This is a genomic window from Microbacterium sp. GXS0129 (assembly GCF_044769785.1).
GTDB classification, from domain to species: Bacteria; Actinomycetota; Actinomycetes; order Actinomycetales; family Microbacteriaceae; genus Microbacterium; species Microbacterium nymphoidis.
In genome coordinates this window covers 395857-411542 of record NZ_JBIZVZ010000003.1, presented here as the reverse complement: position 1 = coordinate 411542, position 15686 = coordinate 395857, and the positions used below count along the sequence as shown (strand labels likewise).

Annotated in this window: 13 protein-coding genes; 11 read left to right on the top strand and 2 right to left on the bottom strand. The window is 68.6% G+C overall.

Annotated features, from left to right (window positions below):
* Window positions 1-12 precede the first annotated feature (12 nt).
* Window positions 13-318 (bottom strand): zinc-ribbon domain-containing protein, encoded by a 306-nt coding sequence (locus ACIQJ5_RS12155; protein WP_231091707.1) that lies wholly within the window; start codon window positions 316-318, stop codon window positions 13-15.
* A gap of 172 nt (window positions 319-490) precedes the next feature.
* On the opposite strand from ACIQJ5_RS12155, the gene ACIQJ5_RS12150 reads away from it, so the two are divergent.
* The 7 genes from ACIQJ5_RS12150 (at window position 491) to ACIQJ5_RS12120 (ending at window position 8517) form a co-directional block, all read left to right on the top strand.
* Window positions 491-1801 (top strand): ABC transporter substrate-binding protein, encoded by a 1311-nt coding sequence (locus ACIQJ5_RS12150; RefSeq protein ID WP_231091708.1) that lies wholly within the window; start codon window positions 491-493, stop codon window positions 1799-1801.
* The gene (locus ACIQJ5_RS12145; protein WP_402844238.1) at window positions 1801-2709 is read left to right on the top strand and encodes a carbohydrate ABC transporter permease; all 909 of its coding nucleotides are present in this window, start codon (window positions 1801-1803) and stop codon (window positions 2707-2709) included. Before ACIQJ5_RS12150 ends, ACIQJ5_RS12145 begins: the two co-directional genes overlap by 1 nt.
* Window positions 2706-3605 carry a carbohydrate ABC transporter permease gene (locus ACIQJ5_RS12140; RefSeq protein ID WP_402844235.1) on the top strand — a complete coding sequence of 300 codons (900 nt, stop codon included), beginning with the start codon at window positions 2706-2708 and terminating at the stop codon, window positions 3603-3605. Before ACIQJ5_RS12145 ends, ACIQJ5_RS12140 begins: the two co-directional genes overlap by 4 nt.
* A gap of 94 nt (window positions 3606-3699) precedes the next feature.
* Window positions 3700-4998 (top strand): sugar ABC transporter substrate-binding protein, encoded by a 1299-nt coding sequence (locus ACIQJ5_RS12135; protein WP_231091711.1) that lies wholly within the window; start codon window positions 3700-3702, stop codon window positions 4996-4998.
* A complete protein-coding gene (locus ACIQJ5_RS12130) occupies window positions 4998-5954 on the top strand; it encodes a carbohydrate ABC transporter permease (RefSeq protein ID WP_231091712.1) in 957 nt (318 codons plus the stop codon). Before ACIQJ5_RS12135 ends, ACIQJ5_RS12130 begins: the two co-directional genes overlap by 1 nt.
* Window positions 5951-6886: a carbohydrate ABC transporter permease gene (locus ACIQJ5_RS12125; RefSeq protein ID WP_402844231.1), complete on the top strand. Its 936-nt coding sequence runs from the start codon at window positions 5951-5953 to the stop codon at window positions 6884-6886. The genes ACIQJ5_RS12130 and ACIQJ5_RS12125 overlap by 4 nt, the downstream gene beginning before the upstream one ends.
* On the top strand, window positions 6883-8517 hold the full coding sequence (locus tag ACIQJ5_RS12120; protein WP_402844228.1) for an amylo-alpha-1,6-glucosidase: 1635 nt from the start codon (window positions 6883-6885) through the stop codon (window positions 8515-8517). Before ACIQJ5_RS12125 ends, ACIQJ5_RS12120 begins: the two co-directional genes overlap by 4 nt.
* Window positions 8518-8578: 61 nt before the next feature.
* On the opposite strand, the gene ACIQJ5_RS12115 is transcribed toward ACIQJ5_RS12120, so the two are convergent.
* Window positions 8579-9235 (bottom strand): GntR family transcriptional regulator, encoded by a 657-nt coding sequence (locus ACIQJ5_RS12115; RefSeq protein WP_231091715.1) that lies wholly within the window; start codon window positions 9233-9235, stop codon window positions 8579-8581.
* Window positions 9236-9366: 131 nt separating this feature from the next.
* On the opposite strand from ACIQJ5_RS12115, the gene ACIQJ5_RS12110 reads away from it, so the two are divergent.
* From ACIQJ5_RS12110 to ACIQJ5_RS12095, 4 genes are all read left to right on the top strand, one after another.
* Window positions 9367-11424 carry a beta-galactosidase gene (locus ACIQJ5_RS12110; RefSeq protein WP_402844224.1) on the top strand — a complete coding sequence of 686 codons (2058 nt, stop codon included), beginning with the start codon at window positions 9367-9369 and terminating at the stop codon, window positions 11422-11424.
* Between the two features lie 72 nt (window positions 11425-11496).
* Window positions 11497-12867 carry an aminomethyl-transferring glycine dehydrogenase subunit GcvPA gene (gcvPA, locus tag ACIQJ5_RS12105; protein WP_402844221.1) on the top strand — a complete coding sequence of 457 codons (1371 nt, stop codon included), beginning with the start codon at window positions 11497-11499 and terminating at the stop codon, window positions 12865-12867.
* Window positions 12868-12880: 13 nt separating this feature from the next.
* Window positions 12881-14473 (top strand): aminomethyl-transferring glycine dehydrogenase subunit GcvPB, encoded by a 1593-nt coding sequence (gcvPB, locus tag ACIQJ5_RS12100; RefSeq protein ID WP_402844219.1) that lies wholly within the window; start codon window positions 12881-12883, stop codon window positions 14471-14473.
* Window positions 14473-15669, top strand: coding sequence for an ATP-NAD kinase family protein (locus ACIQJ5_RS12095; RefSeq protein ID WP_402844217.1), 1197 nt, complete (start codon window positions 14473-14475; stop codon window positions 15667-15669). The genes gcvPB and ACIQJ5_RS12095 overlap by 1 nt, the downstream gene beginning before the upstream one ends.
* The last annotated feature ends 17 nt before the right edge of the window (window positions 15670-15686 follow it).

Here is a 15686-nt window from a genome sequence, read left to right as displayed (position 1 = left end):
GCCGGTGTCGTGTCAGGAGGCGTCGGAGGAGGGTGCGGGCGCGATCGTCGACTCCGCCGCCTGCCGTGCCGCCTGCTGCTGCGCGGCGTCGACCTGGAAGCGCTCCGCGACGTCACGAGGCAGCTCGGACTGCTCACCGCAGTTGGCGCACTGCAGCACGTACTTCCCATGCCCGAACGGGAAGATCGGGATGAAGAAGAGGGTGAACCACGTGCGCCGGCGGTATAGGCGCTGCGCGGCTGTCGCGCGGCAGAAGCCGCACATGGTGAACAGTGCAGCGAGGAACTTCGCGGTGCCCCGCGTGCCGAAGATGATCATGATGCCCCCGGTGTCGTGAAAGAGCCAGACTACCGGCCGTCTTGTGAACCGGGTCGACGATCTCGGAGGGAGCCTTGCGCGATCGTCGCGTATTCTGTATACAGAATACGCGACGATGAAGCCGCGGGAAGCGGATGACGGCGTCGCGTTTCGTCGACAAAGGAGTCCCCCCATGAAGATGCGGTCCGCGATCGCTCTCGGAGCAGCGCTCACCCTGTCCCTGTCCGGATGTGCCATGGGCGGTGGTGGCGGCAGCGCCGGTGCCACCCTGAACGCCGACGCGGAGGTGTCCGGCGAAATCACCGTCTGGTCGTGGGACGTCGGCGCCACCGCGCTCACGCGGATCGCCGAGTCCTTCCAGGCGGAGCACCCGGGCACCACGGTGAAGGTGGTGGACGTGGGCTATGACAACGCCTACGACAAGATCTCCGTCGGGCTGCAGGCGGGCACCGGTCTTCCGGACGTGATCACCATCGAATCGGATGCCGCCCCGGGATACATCACCCAGTTCCCGAAGGGGCTCACCGACCTGACCCCCGTGCTGGGGGAGCAGAAGGCCGACTTCGACCCCTTCAAGTGGAGTGTCGGATCGAACGACGAGGGGTCGCTGCGCATCGCGCCGTGGGACTCCGGCACCGTCGCGCTGTTCTACCGCACTGACTACGCCGAGGCCGCCGGTGTCGACCTGTCCACGGCCGAGACCTGGGATGATCTGATCGCCCTGGGTAAGACCATCAAGGACAAGACCGGACACACGCTCCTGTCCACGGACCTGTCCACCGGTGGCGGATTCCAGATGTACCTGCAGCAGTTGGGCCAGGGGCTTTTCAATGCCGAGGGCGAGATCACGATCGACTCGCCGGAGGCCGTCCGCGTGCTCACGATGATGACGGAGATGAACGCCGCCGGGCTCATCAAGAACGTCCGCGGCTGGGATGGACGCGTGACCAGCGCCAAGGACGGCGATTCCGCGGTCACGCCCGAGGCGGTGTGGTGGATCGGCACGCTGCAGGGCGATGCCCCGGAGCTCGCCGGATCCTACGGAGTGCTGCCCCTCCCGGCGTTCGACGCGGGAGGCGTGCGCACCTCGAACAGCGGGGGATCGGGCCTCGCCATCCCGACGCAGGCGAAGAATCCCGACCTGGCCGCTGCCTTCGTGAAGTACGCACTCGCCGACACCGACAACCAGGTGTCGATGATGAAGGAGGAGGGGCTGTTCCCCGCCTACCTGCCCGCCCTGCAGTCCGACTACTTCCAGCAGCCGGTGGAGTACTTCGGCGGTGCGCCCGTGTACGAGACCTTCGCCGAGCTGACGGCCCAGATCCCGCCGATCGTCTACACCTCCGACAGCGCGCAGGCAACGGACATCGTCGCCAACGCCGTGACGGCCGCCGTGCTGAACGGAGCGGACCCGAAGAGCGTGCTCGCCGATGCGGCACAGCAGCTGGCCACGGCCACCGGACGCGAGATCGCGCAGCCGTGATGGCGAGCATCCCGGCCCCCGTTTCGCGCCGGGGGCGCGGAGCGGGGCGCCGCTGGCGCCCCCAGCGCGCGGGTGTCTGGTTCGTCCTGCCGGCGGCCGCTCTGCTCGGCATCTTCTTCGCCTATCCGCTGATCGCGTCACTCTGGCAGAGCTTCTTCCAGACGGCCGGAGGAGAGTCCACCTTCGTCGGCGTCGAGCAGTACGTGCGCCTCTTCCGCGATCCGCTCGTGGGTAAGAGCCTGCTGAACGCCGGCATCATCCTGGTGCTCCAGGTGCCCGTCATGATCGCGCTCGCGGTCGGTCTGGCGTACCTGCTCAACCAGTCGTGGCTGCGGTTCCGCTCCGGCTTCCGCCTCCTCACCTTCCTGCCGGCCGTCACCACACTCGTCGCCTACTCGGTGGTGTTCCGGGTGCTGCTGACGACCGACGGCGGCGCCGTCAACCAGATCATCGGAGTGTTCGGCATCGCTCCGGTGGACTGGCTGAACAACGAGTGGTGGGCCAAGGTCGCCGTGATCGCGGCGATCACCTGGCGGTGGACCGGCTACAACATGGTCATCATCCTCGCCGGACTGCAGGCGGTGCCCGCCGAGCTGTACGAGGCTGCCCGGATCGACGGCGCGGGCAAGTGGCAGACGTTCTGGCACGTGGTGCTGCCGCAGCTGCGGCCGGTCCTCATCTTCACCTCGGTGACCTCGACGATCGGCGCGCTGCAGCTGTTCGACGAGAACTACATCCTCACCCAGGGAGGTCCGAACGATGCCACCCTCACGCCGGTGCTCTACCTCTACAAGGTCGGTTTCCGTCAGTTCGACTTCGGTTACGCGTCCGCGATCGCGTGGATGCTCGTGCTCCTCACCGCGATCATCGCCGTCATCCAGTTCCGCATCATGAGGGAGAAGCCGTGACCCATCTCGTCACACAGCGCATCGTCACCGGCGGGCGCACACCGCGCACGCGGCCGGCGGGAAGCGGCTCCCGGCTGGCCCGCGCGCTCGCGCATGTGCCCGGATATGTGCTGCTGATCATCGCGTCGGTGATCTCGATCATCCCGTTCCTCTGGATGATCATCGCCTCCACCCATCCCACCTCGGCCCTTTTCGGGACACCGCTGCCCGTACTGCCCGGCGGGGATCTCTGGGAGAACCTGGCGCGCCTGGAGAGCGAGGTGCACTTCAGTCGCGTGATGGTCAACAGCCTGGGCATCGCCATCGTCTACACGGTGTTCAGCTCTCTGATCTCCATCATGTGCGGCTACGGGCTGGCGACCTATCGGTTCCGGGGGCGCGGCGTGCTGCTCGGCGTCATCCTCGTGACGATGATGATCCCGATGCAGGTGCTGCTCGTTCCGCTGTTCCAGATCATGGCGTCGGCGGGACTGATCGATACCTATCAGGCGGTGATCCTGCCGTTCCTGGCCAACGCGTTCGGCATCTTCCTGATGCGGCAGGGGTTCCTCGACTTCCCGGCCTCGCTCATCGAGGCCGCACGTATCGACGGCGCCGGCGAACTGAAGACGTTCTACCGGATCGTGCTGCCGATCGCGAAGCCCCAGATCGCCGCGCTGGTGATCTACACCTTCATCAGCCAGTGGAACTCGTTCATCTGGCCGCTGCTCATGCTGAACACGGAGGACAACTACACCGTGCCGGTGGCGCTGAACACGATGATCGGCATGTCGCGGGTGGACTACTCCGGACTGATGCTCGGCTCACTCCTGGCCACGATCCCGCTGATGCTGCTGTTCCTCATCTTCCAGAAGCAGTTCGTCGCGGGACTGCTGGGCGGGGCGGTCAAGGGCTGATCGCCATTGACATCGGCGCATTCTGTATACAAAATACGATATGGACGTTCATCCGACGCGTCGCCTTTCGCAACGAAGAGAAAGAGGTAGGGCCATGGCCCGATTCACCACGACAACGCGCCGCATCGGCGCCATCGCCGCCGTCGCCGCGGTCGTGTTCGGCGTCACCGCATGCTCGGGCGGCAACGCCGGCGGAGCGTCCGACGGCAAGACGGTGGTCTGGTCCACGTGGGGCACCCCGGAGGAGCTCACGCGCTACGAGGAATTCAACAAGGAGTTCATGGAGCGCCACCCCGACATCACGGTGAAGCTGCAGCCGGTGGCTGGATACGGCGACTACCACTCCAAGCTGCTGGCACAGCTCACCAGCCGCACAGCTCCGGACGTCTTCTACATCGGGGACGACAAGATCGGCCAGTTCGTGAGTTCCGACGTGCTCATGCCGCTCACGGACCTCATGAACAGCGCGGACAGCAAGACCAAGCCCGACGACTTCTTCCCCGGACTGTTCGGCGCCGCAGAGCGCGACGGTGAGTACTACGCCGCGCCCAACGACTCCAACCCGGACGTGCTCTGGTACGACAAGGAAGCCCTCCGCGCCGCCGGTATCACCGAGGACCCGGCTGAACTCGCCGCAGCCGACAAGTGGACCACGGAGACCTTCCTCGCCATGAACGACAAGCTCAAGGCGGCAGGGCTCACGGGGTCGATGTTCTGGAACTACTGGGCGACCCACTACAGCTGGATCTCCGCGCAGGGCGGCACGGCGTTCGACGATTCCGGTGCGTTCGTGGCGAACAGCGACAAGAAGACGGTCGACGCGGTCCAGACGCTCGGCGACTACTTCCAGGACGGCCGCTTCGTCGTGGCCGACACCCTTCCGGAGGGTGCGGGTGCGGACAGCGTGTTCGTCAGCCACAAGTCCGGCTTCTTCGTGCAGGGGCGGTACACGATCGGAACCGTGAAGTCCGCCGGGGATACCGAGGCGTACGACATCGTTCGCTGGCCGACTCCGGACGGCAAGGCCGCGCCCACCGGCGTCGCGGTGAGCTACCTGGCCATCAATAAGGCCACCAAGAACAAGGACGCCGCCTTCACCTTCTGGACGGAGTTCCTCTCCGCCGAGGGTCAGGTCTTCCGCCTGCAGGGCGGCGGCAACGCGGTTCCTTCGATCAAGGGCGCCGACGAGGTGGTGCTCGAAGGTGACTACCCCGCGCACGCCCAGACCTTCCTCGACATGCGCGACATCGGCTTCGAGGACTATCCGACCGAGGCGACGGTGCCGGGTCTGTCCACCGAGGTCTCGGACATCTTCCTGAAGCTTTACCAGGGCAAGCAGTCTGCGCAGGAGACGCTCGACGAGGTCGCCGCCAAGGTGGAAGCCGCGAAGTGATGAGCAGCATCGGGCAGGTCGCACCGGGAGCCGTCGCTTCCGGTGCGACCCCCGCCCCGCGGCGCGAGCCGCGGTGGCGGCGTCGTGATCGGCGATGGGGATACGTCTTCATCGCGCCGCAGGTGGCGGGCATGGCGCTGTTCATCCTGCTGCCGTTCCTGGCGAGCCTGGTGCTCGCCTTCGCGAAGTGGGACGGCCTCACCGCCCTGGAGTGGGTGGGACTGGACAACTTCACCACCCAGCTCGCCGACCCGCTCCTCGGCAAGGCAATCGTCAACACGCTGCTGATCGCGATCATCACGGTCCCGATCGGCCTGCTGCTGGCGGTGATCGTCGCGGTGGCGCTGGAGAAGCTGCGCACGCGCACCCTCTACCTGGTGATGTTCTTCGCGCCGGTGGTCACCTCGACGGTGGCGGTCGCGATGATCTGGCAGCAGATCTTCCGCGCCGACGGGATGCTCTCCAGCGCGATCGGCGCCGTCTTCGGCATCACCCCGCCGGATTGGCTGGGCGACCCCCGCCTGGCGCTCATCGCGGTGTGCATCGTGACCATCTGGTCGTCGCTCGGTCTCAACGTGATCATCTTCCTGGCGGGCCTCCAGAACATCTCGCCTTCGGTGATCGAAGCCGCCAAGCTCGACGGTGCCGGACCCGTGCGACTGTTCCTCAACATCCGCCTGCCGCTGCTGTCGCCGATCGTCTTCTTCTCCTCGATCATCGCGTTCATCTCGTCGCTGCAGACCTTCGACACCGTCTTCATCCTGACCTCCGATGCGGGGCCGGACAACGCGACGCGGACGATCGTGTACCACATCTACGACCTCGGCTTCGGGAAGTTCCAGTTCGGGCTGTCCAGCGCGGCATCGGTGATCCTGCTGATTCTGACGCTGATCATCACGGCGCTGCAGTTCGCCGCCCAGAAGAAGTTCGTGCACTACGAGGACGAGGCATCATGACCGAGACCGCGCCCACCCTCGCGCGCCCCACCCGCCCCGAGGACGCCACGATGACCATCACGGCGCCCGGTTTCGCGCGCCGCGCCCGCAAGGGAAGCGGCACCCGCCGACGCGCCTCCACGATCATCCTGCACACGCTGCTCGCCCTCGGCGGCATCGCGATGGTGGCGCCGTTCCTGTGGATGCTGCTGACCTCGTTCAAGACGCTGCCGCAACTGCTGCGGCGTCCGCTTGAGCTCCTTCCGGACCCGTGGACGTTCAGCAACTACGCCGAGTCGTGGAACGCCATGCCGTTCGCACAGGCGTACCTCAACAGCATCTACATCTGCGTGCTGTCGGTGATCGGGACGCTGCTCACCGCCTCGATGGCCGGCTACGCGTTCGCACGCATCCGGTTCCGGGGCTCGAAGGTGATCTTCGTGCTGTTCCTGGCCACGCAGATGATCCCCAAGCAGGTCACGCTCATTCCGTTCTACCTGCTGATGGCTCAGCTGGGGTGGGTGGACTCCCATCTGGCGCTGCTGGTGCCGGCGATGCTCGTCAACCCGTTCGCGGTGTTCCTGATGCGTCAGTTCGTGCTCGCGCTGCCGAAGGAGCTGGAAGAGGCGGCGGTGGTCGACGGCGCCGGTCGGTGGCGGACCTTCTGGAGCGTGATCCTGCCCAACCTCAAGCCGGGCCTCGGTGCACTCAGCATCATCGTGGCGCTGGACGTCTGGAACAGCTTCCTGTTCCCGCTCGTGCTGGTGAACACCCCGGACCTGTTCACGGTGCCGCTGCTGCTCTCCAGCTTCCGCGGTCAGTTCGGGTCGGTGAACTACGGACTCGTGATGGCGGCGTCGGCGATCGCCACGGTGCCTATGCTGATCGCGTTCGTCATCGGTCAGCGCCGGATCCTCAACAGCATGGCCGCGTCCGGGCTGGGTGGGCGATGAGCGCCGCCGATCTCGCGGCGCGTCTGCTGGATCTGGATCGCGCACCGTTCACGCTGCCCTCGTCGCGGATCATGGTGTTCCGTCGTGGCGAGGACGCCGTGAGTGTGCACACCTCGGAGTACGAGCGCAGTCGCGACGAGTGCCGTGTCCTCCAGAGCCTCTCGGTGCACGACGGGGCAGGCGCCGCGCTGCCGATCACCGCGGTTCGCGTGGATCGCATCGAGTTCGGCGGCGGGGCGGCCACACTGACGTTCGACGGCGCCGGTGCCCTGTCGCTGCGCGGCGGCGCCGGCATCGTGGCGGTGACCGAGGCGGGGGAGAGGGTCGAACACGACGGCTCCGCCGGTCTGCGCATCGCGATCGGCACGGATCGCTCGCTGCGGCTGTCCGCCGCCGATGCCCACGACGCTGCGCTCGCCGCCACGCAGGCGGCGTGGGACGGCTGGTTCGCAAAGCTTCCGGTCGTGCGCGACGACCTGCAGGAGATGGCCGCGTTCTGCTGGTGGGTGCTGGGAGCGAACATCGTGGAGATCCCGAGCATGCCGGGCTCGCGTGCCGTCGTGCCGTCGAAGATCGGCTACGTCGGCGCCTGGCAGTGGGACGCCTACTTCATCGCTCGCGGGCTGCGACACGGCGATCCGGTTCTCGCGCGCGAACAGCTGGACATCGTGTTCGCCTTTCCGACGCCCACCGGCCAGCTGCCGGACGTGGTCCACGAGCACGGCGTGCTGGCCTCCAGCGACGACCTGCCCGAAGGCGATCGTGAGAACCTGCGTCGTGCGGGCTCCGCGATCGCCGATCCCACCGCACCGGTGCCGCTCACCAAGCCGCCGCTGGCGGCATGGGCGGTACGCGCGGTGCTGGAGGCCGAGGACGATCCGCAGTGGGCGCGACGTGTCCTTCCCGTGGTGGCGGCCAGTCAGGAGTGGTGGCTGCGCGACAGCGACCTGGACCACGACGGGCTCCCGGAGTACGGCCACCCGTACTCCTCCGGCCTGGACGACAGCCCGGTGTTCGACGGGCCCATCCCCACCACGGCCCCGGACCTCGCGGCGTACCTGGTCCAGCAGGATCGGGAGCTCGCAGACCTCTGGGATCGATACGCGCCGGAAGCCGCGGACACCGAGGAACTGCGCCGGCGCGCCGATCGCACGGCGGAACGCCTGCTGCGGCTGTGGGACCCCCAGCTGCGCCGGTTCGTGGCCTGGGGCGCGGGTGAGCCGATCGTCAGTGACACCGTGGTGGGGCTGATCCCGCTGTTCACCGGAACGCTGCCGGAGGCGGTGGTGTCCGAACTGGTGGCCGCGATCGAGGACCCCGCGCGGTATGCCGCGCCGTGGGTCATCCCGACCGTGGCGCTGTCGGATCCGGACTATTCGCCCACGCGCATGTGGCGAGGGCCGGTGTGGGTGAACACCACGCTGCTGGTCGCGGAGGGCCTGGAACGATCCGGTCGTGCCGAGCTCGCGCGGGAGATCCGTGAGCGTATCGCCGCACTCGTCATCCACGCCGGCGGCCCGCACGAGTACTTCAATCCCGAGACGGGGGAGAAGGCTCCACGAGCGACCACGGCTTTCGCCTGGTCCGCCGCGCTGTTCATCGACAATGCGGTGGCCCTCACCGGTCGCTGAGCTCTCTCCCGCCGGCTCCGTTTCGGAGCCGGCGGGAGAGCCGTGTGCGTGCGAATCCTCGTCAGGCGCTGAAGTAGGGGCTGGATGCGTTGTCGGCGATGCGCCGGTTCCCGTTCATCCAGTTGGTGCGCAGCGCCGCGGTGGCCTGGGCCACGTCACCCGCGATCAGATGACGCGCGATGTCGGCGTGCTCCGACGCCACGCGGCCGACGAGCTCCCCTTCGGGCACCAGCAGCGACTCATAGCGGTGGATGGATGCCCGCACGCTCTCGATCACATCGAGCAGCGGACGGTTGGGGCAGGCCGAGAGCATCACCTCGTGCCACTGGTCGTCGTTCTTGATGATCAGCCCGTGCTCGGCCACGTCGGCGTCGAACTCCGCCGCCAGGGCGGCGAGTCGCTCGCCGAGGGCCGGCAGGGCCTCGGCGGGGGTCAGCTCCAGTGCGAGGCTCTCCAACGCGGCCATCACCGGTGCGAGATCCTGGAACTCCTGAACGCTGAACGGCGCGAAGCGGAAACCCTTGCCGTTCTCGCTGGTGATCTGCCCCTCGCTCTCCAGCGCGATCAGCGCCTCCCGCAAGGGGGTGCGGCTCACGCCGAGCTCCGTGGCCAGCTGGACCTCGTTGATCCCCTCACCGGGGGCGACCGCGCCGGAGCGCATGCGCTCGAGCAGTTCGTCACGCACCTGCGAGCGCAGGTTCTTCCGTTCGATGGCCATATTCCTCCTCCGGCATGACCCCGTTTCGCTCGCCAGCCTACGGGCAGGCGGGCGATCTCGGAGTAAAAATATCTTGTATACAGAATACAGTGCACGGTAGGATGAGCACAGGACATCAGAGAGGAGCCCTCGTGAGCACGCAGCACACCGCCCGTGGATTGCGGCTGGACGGCCTCGCCTACGGCGGCGATTACAACCCCGATCAGTGGGATGAGGCCACCTGGCACGAAGACATCCGTCTCATGCGTGACGCGGGCGTCAACATCGTGAGCCTGCCGATCTTCAGCTGGCCGCAGCTGGAGGTCCGCTCGGGGGAGTTCGAGTGGGGCTGGCTGGATCGGATCATCGAGCTGCTGTGGCAGGGGGGCATCGCGATCGATCTCGCCACGGCGACGGCCACGCCTCCGGCCTGGCTGCTGCGCGCCCACCCCGAGATGATGCCGTCGGACGACCGCGGTCTGCCGCTGGCTTTCGGCTCCCGTCAGGTGTACTGCCCCTCGTCGCCGATCTGGCGCGCGCACGTCGCCCGGATGGCACGCGCGATGGCCGAGCGCTACGGCACTCACCCGGCCGTCGTGATGTGGCATGTGTCCAATGAGTACGGCGATCACACCGCACGGTGCTGGTGCCCGGAATCCGACCGGCACTTCCGGCGATGGCTGGCCGAGCGCTACGGCTCCATCGAGGCACTGAACCAGGCCTGGGGTGTGGGCGTGTGGGGCCAGCGCTATCCGGACTTCGAGCACATCGAGACTCCCAAGCGGGCTCCGGGACCGATCAACCCCACGCAGCTGCTGGACTTCGAGCGGTTCTCCTCGGATGCGCTGCTGGAGCTGTTCCGCGCCGAGGTGGACGTGCTGCGGGAGGTCACGCCCGATATCCCGGTGACCACCAACTTCATGAGCATGTTCCGGGAGCTCGACTACTGGCGCTTCGCAGAGGCCGAGGACATCGTCACGGACGACGCCTACCCCGACCCCGCCGATCCCACCTCCCACCGGGGCGCCGCCCTGAACTACGGACTGATGCGCTCGCTCAAGGACGGGGCTCCCTGGCTGCTGCTGGAGCAGTCGGCCAGCGCCGTCAGCTGGCGGGACGTGAATGTTCCCAAGGCACCGGGCAAGATGCGCTCGGACAGCCTGCAGGCCATCGCCCACGGATCCGACGGGGCGATGTTCTTCCAGTGGCGTCAGGCGCAGTACGGCCAGGAGAAGTTCCACTCCGCGATGCTCGGGCATCGCGGAGAGCGCTCGCGGACTTTCCGCGAGACGCGCGCACTCGGACGCGAGCTCCGTGCGCTCGCGGAGATTCGCGGATCGCGGGTGCGCGCCCGGGTCGCGGTCGTCGTGGACTGGGACTCCTGGTGGGGCGAGACGGCGATCGAATCGCTGCCGTCCCAGCGGCTCAGCTGGGCGAGCCAGGTGCGCGCGTGGGCGGCGGCGAGCTTCGTACTCGGCCAGCCGGTCGATGCGGTTCGCGCCACGGGGCCGTTCGACCGCTACGACGTGGTGCTCGTGCCCAACCTCTACGTGGCCACGGACGAGCAGGCCAGGGCATTGGAGGCCTTCGTCGCCGCCGGCGGGACCGTGGCCGTCGGGCCGTTCTCCGGAGTCGTCGATCCGAACGAGGCCGTCCACCCCGGCGGGGCTCCCGGCCCGCTCCGGGATCTGCTGGGTATCGAGGTGGACGAAGTCTGGCCCATCGCCGACGGGCTCACCGAGCAGGTGCAGTTCGACGCGGTACCGCTCGGCGTCGCGCACTGGAGCGAGTGGATCGAGGCCGGCGAAGCCACGCAGGTGCGCGCACAGTACGGCACCGGGGAACTCGCGGGACGCCCCGCCATCACCCGCAACTCCCACGGCTCGGGTTCTGCCTGGTACGTGTCGGCGATGCTTGACGATGACGGGCTGAGTGCGGTGATGCGCGCCGTGCTGTCCGACGCGGAGCTCCCCGTGCGCGAACGCACGGCCGGTGACCTGGATGTGGTCACTCGCTCTGACCAGGACACCGACTGGACCTTCGCGATCAACCACGGTACGACGCCCCTGCGCGTGAACGTCCCGGCCGCAGCCGTGGATCTGCTGGGTGGTGAAATTCGCGAGGGCGCCATCACCCTCGAGCGGTACGGCGTCGCAGTGCTGCGCACCCCTCGAACCGGGCCCGTTCCCTTCCTGACCCTCGCGGACTGACCGCGTCCCTCCCGTCCGTTCGCGGACTCAGAACCGACGTCCGCTCCGGACGCACGATGAATGAAGGACCTGATGACGACACCGTTCGTGCACCCCTACATTCCGAATACGGCTCCGGCCACGAAAGCGGCGATGCTCGCCGCGGTCGGGGCCGAATCCGTCGAGGACTTCTACGCCGACATCCCCGCTGCGCTGCGGTTGGACCGTCCGCTGGACCTGCCGGAGGCGTTGCCGGCCGAGCAGGACCTCGTCCGTCACGCCCGCACCCTGCTCGGCCGCAACCGGACGCTGGGAGAGCGACGCAGCTTCCTCGGCCACGGCACCTACGCGCATTTCGTCCCGGCCGTCGTGGACGAGGTGATCGGACGCAGCGAGTTCCTCACCGCGTACGCGGGGGAGCCGTACGAGGACCATGGCCGGTTCCAGGCGCTGTTCCAGTACCAGTCGCTGATGGCTGAGCTGCTCGCGATGGATGTCGTGAACGTGCCGACCTACGACGGGTTCCAGGCCACCGCCACCGCCATCGCGATGGCGGGGCGCATCACCGGACGTTCGCGTGTTCTCGTGGCGAGCGACGTCCTGCCCGAGAAGCTCGGCAAGGTCGCCGACTTCGTCTCGGCCCACCTGGAGCTCGTCGACGTGGCGCGCGCCGACGGCACGGCTGACGTCGCAGCGATCACGGCCGCGCTCGATGCCGACACGGCGGCCGTGTGGGTCGAGACCCCCAGCGTGACCGGTGCCGTCGAGGCCGCGCTCCCGGAACTCGCGCGTGCGGCTCATGCAGCCGGTGCCCTCCTGGTGGTCGGGACGGATCCGATCGGATACGGCGTGCTCACCCCGCCCGCGGAGCAGGGCGCGGACATCGTCGCCGGAGACATCCAGTCGCTCGGGCTGCACGCGTGGTTCGGAGGGGCGCACGGCGGCTTCATCGCCGTGCACGACGACGAGCGCTTCGTCATGGAGATGCCGTCGCGGTTGTTCGGGCTGGCCTCCACCGATGTTGCGGGGGAGTACGGCTTCGGCGACGTGGCCTACGACCGCACCTCCTTCGCGCTGCGCGAAGAGGGCAAGGAATGGGTGGGCACCGCTGCCGCCCTCTGGGGGATCGCCGCGGGGGTGTACCTGGCGCTGATGGGTCCGCTGGGCATGGCCGAGCTCGGTGAGTCCCTGCTGGCGCGCACCCGCTACGCGCAGGACATGCTGTCCGCCATCCCCGGCATCGAACTCGGCGACGGGGCCCTGCACCTGCGCGAGTTCACGCTCGACCTGTCGGGCACGGGACTGACCGCCCGGGGAGTGATCGACGCCCTGCGCCGTGACGGATTCGAACCCGGCGTCGCCGTCGGCGAGCACCTCCTGCTGGTGTGCGTCACCGAACTCACCCCGCAGTCCGACATCGACCACCTGGCCGCGGCGCTCGAGCGCCTGGCCACCACAGAGTGAAGGAGCAGCGAGCATGAGTCTGCCGATCGCACCGAAGCCGGCGCTGCGCCGCTTCCACCAGGCCCGCTGGGACGAGCCGATCATCTTCGAGCTGTCGACCCCCGGAGAGCGGGGTGTGCTCGTCTCCCCGATCGAGCCGGGCATCCGTGAGCGCGTGGGCGATGTCCTCGCCGACCTTCCCGACGGGCTGCGCCGTGCCACGCCTCCCGCCCTCCCCGAGATGGGGCAGATGCGCGTCCTCAAGCACTACCTGCGTCTGTCCCAGGAGAACCTGGGTGCCGATCTGAACGTGGACATCGGTCAGGGCACCTGCACGATGAAATACGCGCCGAAGGTCAACGACCAGCTGATCGCGGTGCCTCAGCTCCAGGATCTGCATCCGCGGCAGGACCCCGCTGACGTGCAGGGAGCGCTGGCCGTCGTCCACGGTCTTCAGGAGGCGCTCGCCGAGGTGAGCGGGATGGACGCGGTCTCGCTGAACACCCAGGGAGGATCTGCGGCGATCTGGGCGAACATCGCGATGATCCGGGCCTATCACGCCTCTCGTGGCGAGGGCGAGCAGCGCCGTGAGGTGATCACCACGATCTTCAGCCATCCCTCCAACGCAGCGGCGGCGAAGGCCGCGGGGTACGACGTCATCACGCTGTACCCCGATGCCGACGGCTATCCGGACCTGGCGGCCCTGCGCGCTGCGCTCTCGGAGCGCACCGCGGCCATCATGGTCACGAACCCCGAGGACACCGGCATCTACAACCCGCAGATCGCGGAGTGGGTGGCCGCCGCGCACGAGGTGGGCGCGCTCGCGTCCTACGACCAGGCCAACGCCAACGGCATCCTCGGCATCACCCGGGCCCGCGAGGCGGGCTTCGACGTCTGCCACTTCAACCTGCACAAGACCTTCGGCGCTCCGCACGGCTGCGGAGGGCCCGGTGGCGGTGCGAACGCCGTGACCGCGGCGCTGGCGCCGTTCCTGCCCGGGTCGCGCGTGGTGAAGGAGGGCGACCGGTTCGTGATCGTGGAGCCCGGAGAACAGTCGATCGGTCACACCGGTCCGTCCTTCGGCCCGATCCCCACCATCGCGCGCGCCTACCTGTGGATCCGGGCGCTGGGGGCCGAGGGGCTGCGGGCGGTCGCGGAGATCGCGGTACTGAACAACAACTACCTGCTGGAGAAGGTGCGCCGCATTCCCGGCGCTTCGGCTCCGTACGCGACGGGCCGGCGCCGGATCGAGCAGGTCCGCTACTCCTGGCAGGAGCTGTTCGAGCAGACCGGTGTCACCTCCGAGGAGATCGGCATCCGTCTCGCCGACTTCGGCATGCATTACTGGACCAGCCACCACCCCTACGTGGTGCCGCAGCCGTTCACCCTCGAGCCGACGGAGTCGTACTCGATGGCGGAGCTCGACGAGTACGTCGCTGTGCTGGCCGAGGTCGCCCGTGAAGCGCGTGAAGCGACGGAGACCGTGCGCACCGCGCCGCACAACCAGAGCGTGCACCACACGCATCACGACGAGCTCGACGACCCGTCCCGCTGGGCCATCACCTGGCGTGCGTACCTGCGGAAGTACCCCGAGGCGAACCGCTCCGCGTCCGCGCAGCCGGCCTGATGATCGGTCTGCTCGTCAACCCCATCGCCGGCGTCGGCGGGCCCGCCGGGTTCGCCGGCTCCGACGGGGTCGGCGTGCAGCAGGCGGCGCTCGCGGTGGGCTCGCTCCCGCGGGCAGGCTCGCGGGCGGTCGCCGCATTGCGCGTGCTCGCGGCCGCGGCACCCGACACCCGAGTGCTCACGATCGGCGGGGCGATGGGGGAGGACGCGGTCCGCGAAGCCGGGCTCACTCCCGTGGTGGTCGTCCCCGCCGGATCCCCGTCCACGGCCGCCGACACCGTCTCGGCGGTGGGCGCGCTGCGCGACGCCGGCGTCACGCTGCTGCTGTTCGCCGGGGGCGACGGCACGGCGCGGGACATCGCGACCGCCCTCGGCCCGCCGATCTCTTCGCGAGAAGCCCCTGCCCGCCGGAGCAACCCCGCGACGCGGGGCCTCTCCGCCGCTGAGGGGGTTCTCGCGGTGCTCGGGATTCCCGCGGGCGTGAAGATGTACTCCGCCGCCTTCGCGGTCTCGCCGGCCGCGGCCGGGGCCATCGCGGCCGAGTGGGTCGCATCGGGCGGACTCCCCGTGTCCGAGGCCGATGTGCTGGATGCGGACGAAGAAGAGCTGCGCCGCGGCGAGACCCGGCCGCGCCTGTTCGCGACCCTGCCGATTCCGGTACGGCCGGGGCGGACCCAAGCCCGCAAGGCGGCGAGTCCGGCCGATGAGCATGCGGCCGTGCGAGCGGCCGCCGCCGGCGCGGTTTCCCGGATGCGCCCGGGCGTCAGCTACCTGCTGGGCCCGGGCAGCACCATGAGGGAGGTCGCGCGCCAGCTCGGCATCGTCGGCACACCGGTCGGCGTCGATGTGGTGCGCGACGGCGCGCTCGTGCTGGCCGGGGCGAGCGAACGGGACCTGCTCGAGATCGTCGCGGCGGGGCCCGCACAGGCCGTCGTCACCGTGATCGGCGGCCAGGGCTTCCTGCTCGGCCGCGGCAACCAGCAGTTGTCCGCCGCCGTCCTCCGCGGTCTCGGGCCGGATCCTCTCCTCGTGGTCGCCGCGGAGCAGAAACTCATCGATCTGCACGGCGCACCGTTCATCGTCGACACCGGGGATGCCACGCTGGATGCGAGCCTCGCCGGCTTCGTCCCGGTCGTCACCGGTGCAGCGTCCACCAGCATCTACCCCGTCTCGGCGCCCGAGGGCGCCCGAACCTGACCAGGAACCACCAGAAA

Coding starts and splice junctions, on each gene's coding strand:
- ACIQJ5_RS12155 (WP_231091707.1), bottom strand. CDS start 318: ATGATCATCTTCGGCACGCGGGGCACCGCGAAGTTCCTCGCTGCACTG.
- ACIQJ5_RS12150 (WP_231091708.1), top strand. CDS start 491: ATGAAGATGCGGTCCGCGATCGCTCTCGGAGCAGCGCTCACCCTGTCC.
- ACIQJ5_RS12145 (WP_402844238.1), top strand. CDS start 1,801: ATGGCGAGCATCCCGGCCCCCGTTTCGCGCCGGGGGCGCGGAGCGGGG.
- ACIQJ5_RS12135 (WP_231091711.1), top strand. CDS start 3,700: ATGGCCCGATTCACCACGACAACGCGCCGCATCGGCGCCATCGCCGCC.
- ACIQJ5_RS12130 (WP_231091712.1), top strand. CDS start 4,998: ATGAGCAGCATCGGGCAGGTCGCACCGGGAGCCGTCGCTTCCGGTGCG.
- ACIQJ5_RS12125 (WP_402844231.1), top strand. CDS start 5,951: ATGACCGAGACCGCGCCCACCCTCGCGCGCCCCACCCGCCCCGAGGAC.
- ACIQJ5_RS12120 (WP_402844228.1), top strand. CDS start 6,883: ATGAGCGCCGCCGATCTCGCGGCGCGTCTGCTGGATCTGGATCGCGCA.
- ACIQJ5_RS12115 (WP_231091715.1), bottom strand. CDS start 9,235: ATGGCCATCGAACGGAAGAACCTGCGCTCGCAGGTGCGTGACGAACTG.
- gcvPA (WP_402844221.1), top strand. CDS start 11,497: ATGACGACACCGTTCGTGCACCCCTACATTCCGAATACGGCTCCGGCC.
- gcvPB (WP_402844219.1), top strand. CDS start 12,881: ATGAGTCTGCCGATCGCACCGAAGCCGGCGCTGCGCCGCTTCCACCAG.
- ACIQJ5_RS12095 (WP_402844217.1), top strand. CDS start 14,473: ATGATCGGTCTGCTCGTCAACCCCATCGCCGGCGTCGGCGGGCCCGCC.